This is a genomic window from Methylobacterium sp. Leaf89 (assembly GCF_001422215.1).
In the GTDB taxonomy this organism is placed as follows: domain Bacteria; phylum Pseudomonadota; class Alphaproteobacteria; order Rhizobiales; family Beijerinckiaceae; genus Methylobacterium.
Window position 1 is genome coordinate 876,583 of record NZ_LMML01000028.1, and the last position, 12,019, is coordinate 888,601.

At 69.9% G+C, this 12,019-nt stretch carries 12 protein-coding genes and 1 pseudogene; 4 read left to right on the top strand and 9 right to left on the bottom strand.

Going from position 1 to position 12,019, the window contains the following annotated elements; translation table 11 throughout:
• Window positions 1-20 precede the first annotated feature (20 nt).
• Window positions 21-644, top strand: a complete 624-nt coding sequence (locus tag ASF18_RS15315; RefSeq protein WP_056352705.1) for a hypothetical protein — start codon at window positions 21-23, stop codon at window positions 642-644.
• A gap of 129 nt (window positions 645-773) precedes the next feature.
• Here ASF18_RS15315 and ASF18_RS15320 read toward each other — a convergent pair whose 3' ends face one another.
• From ASF18_RS15320 to rpmH, 5 genes are all read right to left on the bottom strand, one after another.
• Window positions 774-1,148 carry a DUF423 domain-containing protein gene (locus tag ASF18_RS15320; protein WP_056352707.1) on the bottom strand — a complete coding sequence of 125 codons (375 nt, stop codon included), beginning with the start codon at window positions 1,146-1,148 and terminating at the stop codon, window positions 774-776.
• On the bottom strand, window positions 1,145-1,795 hold the full coding sequence (gene yihA / locus ASF18_RS15325) for a ribosome biogenesis GTP-binding protein YihA/YsxC (RefSeq protein WP_056215233.1): 651 nt from the start codon (window positions 1,793-1,795) through the stop codon (window positions 1,145-1,147). The genes ASF18_RS15320 and yihA overlap by 4 nt, the downstream gene beginning before the upstream one ends.
• A gap of 136 nt (window positions 1,796-1,931) precedes the next feature.
• A complete protein-coding gene (gene yidC / locus ASF18_RS15330; protein WP_056352709.1) occupies window positions 1,932-3,785 on the bottom strand; it encodes a membrane protein insertase YidC in 1,854 nt (617 codons plus the stop codon).
• Window positions 3,778-4,362: a ribonuclease P protein component gene (gene rnpA / locus ASF18_RS15335; RefSeq protein ID WP_056352711.1), complete on the bottom strand. Its 585-nt coding sequence runs from the start codon at window positions 4,360-4,362 to the stop codon at window positions 3,778-3,780. Before rnpA ends, yidC begins: the two co-directional genes overlap by 8 nt.
• Before the next feature lie 85 nt (window positions 4,363-4,447).
• A complete protein-coding gene (gene rpmH / locus ASF18_RS15340; protein ID WP_055947927.1) occupies window positions 4,448-4,582 on the bottom strand; it encodes a 50S ribosomal protein L34 in 135 nt (44 codons plus the stop codon).
• A 601-nt stretch (window positions 4,583-5,183) separates the two neighbouring features.
• Here rpmH and ASF18_RS15345 point away from each other — a divergent pair.
• Window positions 5,184-5,714, top strand: a complete 531-nt coding sequence (locus tag ASF18_RS15345; protein WP_056215243.1) for a DUF1465 family protein — start codon at window positions 5,184-5,186, stop codon at window positions 5,712-5,714.
• A gap of 132 nt (window positions 5,715-5,846) precedes the next feature.
• Here ASF18_RS15345 and rpmE read toward each other — a convergent pair whose 3' ends face one another.
• On the bottom strand, window positions 5,847-6,101 hold the full coding sequence (gene rpmE, locus ASF18_RS15350; RefSeq protein ID WP_055948879.1) for a 50S ribosomal protein L31: 255 nt from the start codon (window positions 6,099-6,101) through the stop codon (window positions 5,847-5,849).
• Between the two features lie 178 nt (window positions 6,102-6,279).
• Between rpmE and ASF18_RS15355 the strand changes: the two genes are divergently transcribed.
• Window positions 6,280-8,127, top strand: coding sequence for an ABC transporter transmembrane domain-containing protein (locus ASF18_RS15355; RefSeq protein ID WP_056215246.1), 1,848 nt, complete (start codon window positions 6,280-6,282; stop codon window positions 8,125-8,127).
• 36 nt (window positions 8,128-8,163) lie between these two features.
• On the opposite strand, the gene moeB is transcribed toward ASF18_RS15355, so the two are convergent.
• Complete coding sequence (gene moeB, locus ASF18_RS15360; protein WP_056352888.1) at window positions 8,164-8,946, bottom strand: molybdopterin-synthase adenylyltransferase MoeB; 783 nt, start codon at window positions 8,944-8,946, stop codon at window positions 8,164-8,166.
• Window positions 8,947-9,058: 112 nt separating this feature from the next.
• Between moeB and dapE the strand changes: the two genes are divergently transcribed.
• Entirely contained in the window at window positions 9,059-10,270 is a 1,212-nt protein-coding gene (dapE, locus tag ASF18_RS15365; protein WP_056352714.1) for a succinyl-diaminopimelate desuccinylase, read from the top strand.
• Window positions 10,271-10,302: 32 nt separating this feature from the next.
• Here dapE and truA read toward each other — a convergent pair.
• Window positions 10,303-11,049, bottom strand: a pseudogene (truA, locus tag ASF18_RS15370) (tRNA pseudouridine(38-40) synthase TruA); the annotation flags it as partial.
• Window positions 11,050-11,068: 19 nt separating this feature from the next.
• Entirely contained in the window at window positions 11,069-11,998 is a 930-nt protein-coding gene (fmt, locus tag ASF18_RS15375; RefSeq protein ID WP_056352716.1) for a methionyl-tRNA formyltransferase, read from the bottom strand.
• Window positions 11,999-12,019: the final 21 nt, after the last annotated feature.

Here is a 12,019-nt window from a genome sequence, read left to right on the forward strand (position 1 = left end):
CGGACCGGAGGAGTAAACCCATGCGTGTCGCCGTCCTGCCGGTCCTGTCGATCCTTCTCTTCGGGAGCCTGTCCGCCTTGGCCCAAGACCGCCTGCCGCCGATACCGGCCGACGCCCTCAGCCCGGAGCAGAAAGCGGCATCCGAGGCTTTTCTCGCGGCGCGCAAGACCCCCGTCTTCGGTCCGTTCGTGCCGCTCCTGCGCAGTCCCGAGCTGATGACCAACGCGAGCAATATGGGGCTGCACCTGCGCTACCGCAGCGTACTGCCCCTGCGGCTGAGCGAGTTCATCATCCTGATCACCGCCCGGGAATGGACGCAGCAGCTGGAGTGGCACATCCATGCGCCGATCGCCCTGAAGGCCGGCCTCGATCCGGCGATCGTCGCCGCGATCCGGGAAGGCCGGCGGCCGGACGCGATGGGGCCGGAGGAGACGCTGGTCTACGCGTTCTCGACGGAGCTGCATCACAACAAGGCGGTGAGCGACACCACCTACGCCCGGGCGGTCCAAACCTTCGGCGAGCAGGGCGCCATCGAGATGGCGGGCATCAACGGCTATTACACGCTGCTCGCCATGAGCATGAATATGGCCCAGACCGCGCTGCCGGACGGCGCCGCGCCGCAACTGCCGCCGCTGATCCGTTAAGCGACGGGCTTCAGCGGCTCTGCGGGGCCGTCGAGGGCGTACGAGGGCGCACGGCTTCAGGGCCGAGGACGCGGCGTCGCCCGCGCGGTGACGCGATGCTCATCCGACGCCCAGCCGCCGGCTCATACCTCAGGACCGACGTGCCGGAACGAAGGCTGCCGCGGCCACGAGTAGCCAGCCGGCCATCAGGACGAAGCCACCGGTCGGGGCCGCCATGGGAAAGAGCGGTGTGCCATGGAGCGCCCGAAGCGCAAGGTCGCCCGAGAACAGTGCGAGGCCGACCACCAGGGCGGCTGCTGCGAGGCGGGTGACCGGCCGGTGCGTCGTGCCGCTGGCGGCCAACGCCACGAGCCCGAGGATCGCTGGGGCGTGGAACAGCAGGAACTGGGCGGCGGTCCTCAGGCTGTCAGCCCCGCTGAGATGGGCCGCCGCGGCGCTCGCGGCGACGCCGAGGAGACCCGCGAGGGCGCCAAGCGCCAGGAGAACGCGATCGAGGCCGTTCACGCGCCGCGCTCCTGCAGCAGGCGGGCGACACTGGCCCGAAGTTCGGGTACACCCCGGTCGTCGCGGCTCGAGGTAAGCAGGATCTCCGGGTAGGCGGCCGGCCGCCGGGCGATGGCGGCCTGCACCCCGGCGATGCGGGCGTCCATCTCGGACTTCTTCAGGGCATCGCCCTTGGTCAGCACGATCTGGTAGCTCACGGCGGCCTTATCGAGGCCGTCGAGGACGTCGGTGTCGATGCTTTTCAGGCCGTGACGCGAGTCGATCAGCATGAACACCCGGGCCAGGTTCGAGCGGCCCTTCAGGTAGTCGTGAATCAGGTCGGTCCAGGCCTCGACCTTGGTCTTCTCCACCGCCGCGTAGCCGTAGCCCGGCATGTCGACCAGGGTCAGGCGGCCGCCGATATCGAAGAAGTTCAGCTGCTGCGTGCGCCCCGGGGTGTGCGAGGTCCGCGCCAGGGTGTTGCGCCCGGTGAGTGCGTTGACGAGGCTCGATTTGCCCACGTTGGAACGGCCCGCGAAGGCGATCTCCACGCCCTTCATCGGCGGAAGGGCGGGCACGTTGGGGGCCGAGGCGATGAAGTCGGCCGCGCCCGCGAACAGCAGGCGGCCGGCCTCCAGCAGGGCGGCATCGTCTTCGGCTTGGGACATCGAGCGGCTCCGGGCGGAGGAGAGGGCGTGCCCATCACTCTCGCGAGCCGACACGCCGGAAACAGGAAGTCCTCCCCGTCGTGAAACGGAGAGGACCGGGTTGGGACAAGCGTCGCGGTCCTTGTGGACGGAGCGATCAGCTCTTGGCGACGGCGTTCTTGTCGGCAGTCTTGCGTCGGAACATCCCCCGCAGGTTGTCCCAAAGCTCCACCTTCACCCCGTTGCGGCGCATGATGACGTATTGTTGGATCACCGACAGGGTGTTGTTCCAGGCCCAGTAGATCACCAAGCCGGCCGGGAACGAGCCGAGCATGAAGGTGAACACGATCGGCATGAAGGTGAAGATCTGCGCCTGGACCGGGTCCGGCGGCGCGGGGTTCATCTTCATCTGGATGAACATCGTGATGCCCATGATGATGGGCCAGATGCCGAGGTGGATGAAGTCGGGCGCCGCGAAGGGCAGCAGGCCGAACAGGTTGAGGATGTTCGTCGGATCCGGCGCGGCCAGATCCTGAATCCAGCCGAAGAACGGCGCATGCCGCATCTCAATGGTGATGAACAGGACCTTGTACAGCGCGAAGAAGACCGGAATCTGGATCAGCACCGGCCAGCAGCCAGCAACCGGATTGATCTTCTCCTTTTTGTACAGCTCCATCATCGCCTGCTGCTGCTTCATCTTGTCGTCAGCATAGCGCTCGCGGATCGACGTCATCTCCGGCTGCACGGCCTTCATCTTGGCCATGGACTGGTAGGACTTGTTGGCGATCGGCAGGAAGAGCAGTTTCAGGCAGAAAGTCACCACGAGGATCGACACGCCGAAGTTACCGAACAGGTGGAAGAAGAAGTCCAGCGCCCGAAACATCGGCTTGGTGATGAAGTGGAACCAACCCCAGTCGATCAGCAGGTCGAACTGCTTGATGTTCTGGTTCGCCTGGTAGGCGTTGACGGTGTTCACTTCCTTGGCGCCGGCGAAGAGCTGCTGGGTCGCGGCGGCCGAGGCACCGGGCTGGATCACCTGCACGTTGCCGAGCACGTTGGCCTGATAGACCTTGGTGGCACCGTCGGTCCGCTCGGTGAAGCTGCCCGTGTAGGGGGTCGCCTGATCCGGGATGGCGGCGGCGGCCCAGTACTTGTCGGTGATCCCGACGAAGCCGCCGGTCACGCCCGGCCAGGTCTTGCCCTTGGTGCTGGCATTGCCGAGCGCCGGCTCCTTGGCGAGGTGGTCGTAGGTGTATTCCTGCAGCCCGTCGGCGCCGAGGACGCCGATCAGGCCCTCGTGCAGCACGTAGTAACCCTGGGTGTGCGGCTTACCCCAGCGCGAGACGAGGCTGTAGGGATAGAGGGAAACCGCGTTGGCGCCTTTGTTCTCGACCTCGTCGCGAACGGTGAACAGGAACTTGTCGTCCACCGCAATGGTCCGCTTGAACAGCAGGCCCGCGCCGTTGTCGTAGCTCAGCGTCACGGGCTTGCCCGGCGCCAGGGAGGTGGCATCGGCGGTCCATACGGTGTCGCCGTTGGGCAGGGGACCAGCGTTCTGGCCGACCCAGCCGAACTCGGCGTAGTAGGGATTCTCGGTGCCGGTGGGCGAGAGCAGGACGATGTTCGGGCTCTTGTCGTCGACGGTCTCGTGGTAATTCTTGAGAGAGACGTCATCGATGCGGCCGCCCTTCAGGGCGATGGAGCCGGCGAGCGCCGGGGTGTCGATGGTGACGCGCGGGGAGCGCGCGATCGCCGTCTCGCGCGGCACCACACCGCCGCCGGCACCCGAGGCGCCCGGCAGGGTTCCGGGGACGGGATTGGCCGGACCGCCTTCCTTCGGGCTGGCGCTCGGTACGCCGTCGGGACCGGCTGGCTGGGTGGCCGCCTTATTCTGAAGGGCGGCCTGACGCTGCTGCTCCACGCGGGGAGCGGCGATGAAATAGTTCCAGCCGAGCAGGACCGCCAGCGACAAGGCGATCGCGACGATCATGTTCGTCTTGTCATTACCCATCGGTCGGTCCGTCGCATGCTTTGGGAGGAGGGGAGGGCGCGTTCGCGCGCGCCGGACCGGGACCGGCCGGCACGGCGGAGCCCGTCGCGCCCGAGGCCAATAGCGGAGCCGCCGCCGATGCGCCAGACGCGGGCGCGCCTTTGCCGCGTCCGCGCCGAGCGGGCCGCGGATCGGACGTCGCAGATTTCTGATCCTGCGGCTTCGTCACCACGGCGACGGCACGGCGCAGGTCGTCGATGAGAGTCTCGAAAGGAGCGTGCAAGGCCGGGCGCCGGGCCACCAGCACCACGTCGGCCGGACGCACCGGCAGATCGCCGGCCGCCTGGGCCACGGCCGCGCGCAACCGTCGCCGGATGCGATTGCGCTCCGTGGCGTGGCCGACCCGCTTGGTGATGGTAAATCCGATTCGGAGTCCGCCACCCGCCGGATCGCCGGGGACGCCGTCCGTGGACGCTTCAACGGCGCGGACGAGGCCCTGCGCCGACAAGCGTTCGTTGTGGAAGCGACGTCCGCCGGCCGCGGCCAGGAACTCGGAGCGTCGCGTCAGCCGCCCGATCGCGGATGGGGCCGATGACATGCCCGATCCGATCTCGCAGCGGGTCCTGTGGCCCCTGGCCAGACTCATGATGAGGCGCGCCGCCCGTGACGGCGCCGCGGATCTCTCAGGCGGAGAGCTTCTTGCGGCCGTGCGCGCGACGGGCCGCGATGACCTTGCGGCCGCCGGCAGTGGCCATGCGGGCGCGGAAGCCGTGACGACGCTTACGCACGAGCTTGCTGGGCTGATAGGTTCTCTTCATGGCGCGATCTCCGAATGGCCGAGGATCGATCCGGGCCGCACCGAAGGCCGCACCGGATATTCACTCGCCCTGAAATGTGTCTGCAAGCGCGAACAGCGCCCCTCAAGGGCGCCGCGTCGCGATGGCGCGGCTTATGGGGCAAGGTCCCGCACGAGTCAATTCCGGAGCCTGCCGAAACGGCGAAATCCGGGGTTCGTGATCTGGCGCCCCGACGCCATCCCGTGAACTGTCCGTTAACCGATCCGCGCCATCCTGTGATCCTGTTCGGTTCTTCCGGACAACGCGCGGATCTTCCGATTCGCTCGCTTGGACTGCTCCCGAAACTCGCTAGTCAGGCCGCCCGCGACGGGCGGCCTTTTTTTCGTCCCGGGTCCTTCCCGCCTGGGGTCCTTCCCACGTCCAGATGTTGTGCCCGGTGTCTTCGCAGCGGCAGCGGCAGCGGCAGCGGGAAGCCTGGCACCGATCGCCCCCGTTAACGTTAACATCGGGTAAAGGCCGCGGGCCGGGACGTTCGGCGCTAGAGTTGCGCAGACAGGTGCAAACGCGCCGCCTTCGTCCCATCTCGGGACGCAATCGGTCCGGCCGCGGCACAGGAGGCACCATGAGCGGGTTCGACGTCATGTTCCGGGACGAGCGCGACTGGGTGAATTTCGGTGACACCTACGTCACCTCGGAGGCATTCAAGGTGCTCTTCCGCGAGGGCATGACCCTGGTCGAGGAAGCGGCGGCCTATCTCGACGGGACCGGCCGCGAGGAATCTCGGTTGATGTCCCGCGACGGGACGCTGAGCTATGCCAGCGAGAGCATGCGCCTCACCACGCGGTTGATGCAGATCGCCTCCTGGCTCCTGGTGCAGCGCGCCGTATCCGAGGGCGAGCTGACGCCGGCCGAGGCGATGCAGGAGAAGACCCGGGTGCGCCTGACCACACCCGAGACCTTCCGCAGCGAGGTGTTCGGCGTTCTGCCCCCGACCCTGCAGGACCTCATCGTGCGGTCGCGCCGCCTGCACAGCCGGATCCTGCACCTCGATGGCCTGATCGCCGACGAGCGTCCCAGCCCGCTGCCGCAGGAGAGCCCCGTCGTTGCCCAACTGAGCCTGCTGCGCTCGGCCTTCGGAGCCGCCTCCGCCTGACGCGGACGTCGCCCCGGATTCGGGCCGGGGAGGGGATTGGAAACGCAGAACGGGCGGCTCCGGGGGGAGCCGCCCGTTCTGCGTTGTCACGGGTCCGCCGCCGCGTCGGCGCGGCGGCGGACCAAGATGGCCTTACTTCTTGCCGAAGGAGAGGGCGCCGAAGCGCGAGTTGAAGCGCGAGACGCGGCCACCGCGATCGAGCATCTTCTGCTCGCCGCCGGTCCAGGCCGGATGGGTGTTCGGGTCGATGTCGAGGTTGAGGGTGTCGCCCTCCTTGCCGTAGGTCGACCGGGTCATGTACTCGGACCCGTCGGTCATCACGACCTTGATGAAGTGGTAGTCGGGATGCTCGGTACCCTTGGCCTTGTCGGCCGCGCTCTTTGCCATGACGAAATCCTTGAATAGCCAAGCCGACCGGCCCGTCTGGCGGCCCGCGGCCATAGATCACGCGCAATCGGATGAAGGCGCGCCTATACCTCACGCACCTTCGCCCGACAAGCGTGCGCCGCCCGAAGAGACCGCCGGACGGTCGCTTTTCCTGGAAGACCAACGATGACGAGGCACCATGGCTCGCGGCCGTGACAAGAAAATTCCCGGGGAGGCCCGGCCGAAGGCACCGCTCGGTTCGCTCCGCCCGCTGATTCCGTTCGCGATGGTCTATCGCGGCCGGATGCTCGCGGCGTTCCTGGCCCTCCTCGCCGCTTCGGGCGCGACCCTCGTGGTCCCGATCGCCCTGCGCCGGGTCATCGACCACGGCTTCTCGCCCGAGGGCCAGGGGGTGATCGACACCTACTTCGCCGCCCTGATCGGCGTCGTGGCGGTGCTCGCCCTCTCCAGCGGGGCGCGCTACTACACGGTCGCGACGCTGGGTGAACGCGTGGTGGCGGATCTGCGCACCGCCGTGTTCCGGCGCCTGACCCAGCTCGATCCCGCCTTCTTCGACCGCTCGCTCTCGGGCGAGATCATCTCGCGCCTCACCGCGGATGCCACGCAGGTGAAGGCGGTCTTCGGCGTCTCGATCTCGATCCTGCTGCGCAACGCCTTTCTCTTCACGGGCGCGGTGGTGATGATGGTCATCACGAGCCCGAAGCTGTCGGTCCTCGTCCTGGCGGCGATTCCCCTCATCGTCTTCCCGCTGATCCTCTCCGGGCGCGGCGTGCGGCGCCGGTCCCGGGCGGCGCAGGACCGCCTCGCCGACGCCTCGGCTTATGCCGCCGAGGCCGTGAACGCGATCCGCACCATGCAGGCCTTCGGCATGGGCCGGACCACCGCGAGCCGCTTCGCCGCGGCCGCCGAGAACGCCTATGCGGCCGCGCGGGATTCGATCCAGGCGCGGGCGCTCCTCACCGGCGTCGCCATCTTCCTCATCTCCGCCAGCGTCGTCGGCGTCATGTGGTACGGCGCGCAAGGGGTCCTGGCCGGGACCATGACGGCGGGTCAGCTCTCGCAGTTCGTCCTCTACGCGGTGTTCGGCGCGAGCGCCCTCGGGCAGCTCTCGGAAGTCTACGGCGAACTCGCCCAGGCGGCCGGCGCCGCCGAGCGCCTCGGCGAGATCCTGGCGGCCGAATCGACGATCCGCACACCGGCCGAGCCGCTGGCCCTGCCGGTGCCCGCCAAGGGCGCCGTGGCCTTCGAAGCCGTGCGCTTCCTGTACCCGGCCCGGCCCGACCATCCCGCGCTCGACGGCATCCGCTTCACGATCGCGCCGGGCGAGCGGGTGGCCCTCGTCGGTCCGTCGGGCGCCGGCAAGACCACGGTGCTGCAATTGCTGCTGCGCTTCTACGACCCGCAATCCGGCCTCATCCGGGTCGATGGCGTCGACATTGCCCAGGTCGACCCGGAGCAGCTGCGCGAGCGCCTCGCCCTGGTACCGCAGGACCCGACGGTGTTTTCCGGCTCGGTGCTGGAAAACATCCGGTACGGCCGGCCCGAGGCCACCGAGGCCCAGGTCCAGCGCGCGGCCGAACTCGCCCATGCGGACGGCTTCATCCAGGCCTTGCCGCAGGGCTACGCCACGACGGTGGGCGAGCGCGGCGTCACCCTTTCCGGCGGCCAGCGCCAGCGGGTGGCGATCGCCCGCGCCATCCTCAAGGACGCACCGATCCTCCTTCTCGACGAGGCGACCTCGGCCCTCGACGCCGAGAGCGAGCGCGCGGTGCAGACCGCCCTCGATACCCTGATGCGCGGTCGCACCACCCTGGTCATCGCGCACCGCCTGGCGACGATCCGCAAGGCGGACCGCATCCTGGTCCTCGACGGCGGCCGGATCGTCGAGAGCGGCACCCACGAGAGCCTGCTGGCGCAGGGCGCGCTGTACGCGCAGCTCGCGGCGCTGCAGTTCACCGATGCCCACGACGACGGCCTGCGTGCCCGGGAAGCCCGACCCCTCCTCGACGCGCTGCCGGCGGAGTAGGGCCGGACGAGCGACCGCGCCCGGTCGCGGGGGGGATCAGCCCTCCGTGCCGGTTCCGTTGAGCGGGTTGGCCTCGTCCCAGGCGTAGCCGAGGGTCTCGAAGCGCATCGCGCGGGTGTCGACCATGAGGAGGCGGCCCACGAGGGGCTCGCCGAAATCCGTCACCGTGCGGATCACCTCCAGGGCCATCAGCGAGCCCATGATGCCGGCAAGCGCGCCGAGCACGCCGGCCTCGGCACAGGGGGCGACGCTGCCGGGCGGCGGCGGGTTCGGGAACAGGCAGCGATAGGTCGGGTTCGGGCGCCCGCATGCATCGGTCTCGTAGGGTCGCAGCGTGGTCAGCGAACCGTCGAAGCGCCCGAGCGCCGCCGTCACCAGCGGGCGCCGCGCGTGGAAGCAGGCATCCGAGACCGCGTAGCGCGTGGCGAAGTTGTCGGACCCGTCGGCCACCACGTCGTAGGCGCCGATAAGGTCCGGGGCGTTCTCCGGGGTCAGCCGCAGCGCGTGCGCCTCCACGGCGACGTGCGGGTTCAGACGCGACACCGCCTGGGCCGCACTCTCGACCTTGCGCCGGCCGATATCGGGAGTCGCGTGGATGACCTGCCGCTGCAGGTTCGACAGGGAAACGGTGTCGTCGTCGACGATGCCGATGGCCCCGATCCCGGCGGCGGCGAGGTACTGGATCAGCGGGGCGCCGAGACCGCCGGCCCCGACGACGAGGACGCGGGCGGCCTTCAGCCGGGCCTGGCCCGGGCCGCCGACCTCCGGCAGGACGAGGTGGCGGGCATAGCGTTCGACTTCGTCGGGGGAGAGGGCCATGCCCCGCAGATAAGCCCCCCCGCCGCGCGGCGAAAGGCCGACCGCGAATTGCACCCCCGCGCGCTCGCGCTTATGGCCCTCCGCACCCGGACATCACGCGAGAGTCCCGCCCGTGCCGAACGCGTCCCTCGATCGCTCCCCCCTCGCCCTCGCCCAGAGCCTGATCCGCTGTCCCTCAGTGACCCCGGAGGAGGGGGGGGCGCTCGCCTGGCTCGCCGGCATTCTCGAAGGGGCGGGGTTCAGCGTGGAGCGCCCGCGCTTCTCGGAACCCGGCACGCCCGACATCGACAATCTCTACGCCCGCATCGGCACGCGCGCGCCCTTCCTGCTGTTCGCCGGCCACACCGACGTGGTGCCCTCCGGCGACGTCGCCCGCTGGCGCCACGGCCCCTTCGCCGGGACCGTGGAGAACGGGGTGCTGTACGGGCGCGGGGCCGTCGACATGAAGGGCGGCATCGCCTGCATGCTGGCCGCCGCTCTCGACTACCTCGACGTGGCCGGGCCGGACGTTCCAGGCTCGATCGGCTTCCTCATCACCGGTGACGAGGAGGGGCCGGCGATCAACGGCACGGTGAAGCTCCTCGAATGGGCCCGGGCCCGGGGCGAGCGCTTCGACCACTGCCTCCTGGGCGAGCCGACCAACCCGGACGTTCTCGGGGACATGATCAAGATCGGCCGACGCGGCTCGCTCACCGGGCGGCTGACTGTGCACGGGCGCCAGGGCCACGTCGCCTATCCGGACCTCGCCGAGAATCCGATTCCCGGCCTGCTGCGCCTCGCCTCCGCGCTGCTGGCCGCGCCGCTCGACGCCGGAACCCAGCATTTCGGCGCCTCGAACCTCGAATTCACCACCCTCGACGTCGGCAACACGGCGACCAACGTCATCCCGGGCGAGGCGCACGGCACCTTCAACGTCCGGTTCAACGACCGCTGGACCGCCGAGACCCTGGGTGCCGAGATCCGGAGCCGCCTCGACGCCGCCGCGGGCCGGAGCGTGCGCTACAGTCTCGACCTCCTGCCCTCGAACTCGCCGGCCTTCCTCACCGAGCCCGACGCCTTCACCGAACTCGTCGCCGGCGCCATCGCCACCGAGACCGGCCGCCGCCCGGTGCTCTCGACCACGGGCGGCACTTCCGATGCGCGCTTCATCAAGGACGCCTGCCCGGTCCTCGAGTTCGGCCTCGTCGGCCAGACCATGCACCAGACCGACGAGTGCGTGCCGGTCGCCGACCTGAACCGGCTGACAGCGATCTACACCCGGGTGCTGGCGGCGTATTTCGCTGGGCGGCAGGCCGACCGCTCGACGTCACCCTCCAGCCCATAGCTCTCGCGCGAACCCGGGTGTGCGCGATCGCCGTAGTCGACGCCGACCAGGGTCAGCCCGCAGGCCGGCGCCAACGGTCCGCAGCGGCGGCGGTCCCGGCTCGACAGGATGTCGCTCACGTCGTCGGCGCTGATGCGACCGCTGCCGGCCAGCATCAGGGTGCCGACCATCGAGCGGACCTGATGATGCAGGAAGGCGCGGGCGGAGGTCGCCACCACGATCTCGTCGTGCAGGCCCATCGGCAGGACGGCGACATCGAGTTGATCGAGAGTTCGGATCGGGCTTTTCGCCTGGCACTCAGCGGCCCGGAAGGCGGTGAAGTCGTGCAGCCCGAGGAGGCGCGGGGCTGCGGCCTGCATCAGTCCGACATCGAGGGCCCAGGGCACCTGCCAGACATGGGCGCGGTTGAGCACGGGAGGGCTGCGCCGGTTGAGGATGCGGTAGCGGTAGTGCCGGCGGGTGGCGGAGTGGCGCGCGTTGAAGTCGGCGCCGACGATCTCGGCGCTGAGGATCGCCACCGGGTTCGGGCGCAGGTGCGCGTTGAGCGCGTCGCGTACCACGTCGGTGCGCCAGTCCCGCGCGAGGTCGAGATGCGCCACCTGGTGCGTGGCGTGGACGCCGGTATCGGTGCGGCCGGCGCAGGTCAGGCCCGCGACTTCGCCGGAGAAGCGCTTGACCGCCGACTCGATCGCCCCCTGGACGGAGGGCTGCGCGGTCTGGCGCTGCCAGCCGCAGAACGGGCTCCCGTCGTACTCGATCACGAGCTTGTAGCGCGGCATCAGGTGCGGCCCGGTCCCGTCATGCCAGCCGCGTGCCCGGCGTCCGGTGGGTGCCGCGCACGAACTCGGCCCCGCTGCTGACGCCCCCCTTTCCGGCGCGGCGCAGCGCGCACAGGTGCACGGCGCCCTCGCCGCAGGCAACCGTGCCGTCCGTGTCGAGGAGCGTGCCCGGAGCGCCGGAGCCCGGCACGGCCTCGGCCGAGAGCACCTTCACCCGCTCCGGGCCCTTGCCGAAATCCGCCTCGAAGAAGGCGCCGGGAAAGGGCGACAGGCCGTTGACGTGGTCGGCGACCGCGTGGGCCGGGCGGGTCCAGTCGATGCGGGCCTCCTCGTTGGTGATCTTGTGGGCGTAGACCACGCCGTCCTGGGCCTGGGGCGTGAAGGCGAGCGTGCCCCGCTCCAGATCCCGGAGCGCGCGGGCCATGAGGTCGGCGCCGAGCGGCATCAGCGCGTCGTGGAGTTGCCCCGCCGTCATGCCGGGGGTGATGGGAATCCGCGCCTCCAGCGCCACGGGGCCGGTATCGAGGCCGGCCTCCATCCGCATGATGCCGACGCCGCTCTGCGCGTCGCCGGCCATCACGGCACGCTGGATCGGGGCGGCGCCGCGCCAGCGGGGCAGGAGCGAGCCGTGCAGGTTGAGGCAGCCGTGGCGCGGCAGGTCGAGGATCGCCTGGGGGAGAAGCAGGCCGTAGGCGACCACCACGGCGACATCGGCCCCGTGGCCGGCGAAGGTCGCGGCAGCCTCAGGTCCCTTCAGGCTCGCGGGCGTCAACACCGGCGCGCCGAGGCTCTCGGCCATCGCCTGCACGGGGGAGGGCTTGAGCGCCATGCCGCGGCCGGCCTTGGCCGGCGCACGGGTGTAGACCGCCGCGATGGCGTGGCCGTCGGCGGCGAGGCGCGCCAGGGTCGGCACCGCGAAATCCGGCGTGCCCATGAAGACGACGCGCATGGCTCCTACTCCCGAAGCCGG

Bases quoted from the DNA above. Each gene is read 5' to 3' on its own strand.
- ASF18_RS15355 (WP_056215246.1), top strand. From the start codon at position 6,280: ATGGCTCGCGGCCGTGACAAGAAAATTCCCGGGGAGGCCCGGCCGAAG.
- yihA (WP_056215233.1), bottom strand. From the start codon at position 1,795: ATGTCCCAAGCCGAAGACGATGCCGCCCTGCTGGAGGCCGGCCGCCTG.
- ASF18_RS15345 (WP_056215243.1), top strand. From the start codon at position 5,184: ATGAGCGGGTTCGACGTCATGTTCCGGGACGAGCGCGACTGGGTGAAT.
- rnpA (WP_056352711.1), bottom strand. From the start codon at position 4,362: ATGTCATCGGCCCCATCCGCGATCGGGCGGCTGACGCGACGCTCCGAG.
- fmt (WP_056352716.1), bottom strand. From the start codon at position 11,998: ATGCGCGTCGTCTTCATGGGCACGCCGGATTTCGCGGTGCCGACCCTG.
- ASF18_RS15315 (WP_056352705.1), top strand. From the start codon at position 21: ATGCGTGTCGCCGTCCTGCCGGTCCTGTCGATCCTTCTCTTCGGGAGC.
- rpmE (WP_055948879.1), bottom strand. From the start codon at position 6,101: ATGGCAAAGAGCGCGGCCGACAAGGCCAAGGGTACCGAGCATCCCGAC.
- rpmH (WP_055947927.1), bottom strand. From the start codon at position 4,582: ATGAAGAGAACCTATCAGCCCAGCAAGCTCGTGCGTAAGCGTCGTCAC.
- yidC (WP_056352709.1), bottom strand. From the start codon at position 3,785: ATGGGTAATGACAAGACGAACATGATCGTCGCGATCGCCTTGTCGCTG.
- moeB (WP_056352888.1), bottom strand. From the start codon at position 8,946: ATGGCCCTCTCCCCCGACGAAGTCGAACGCTATGCCCGCCACCTCGTC.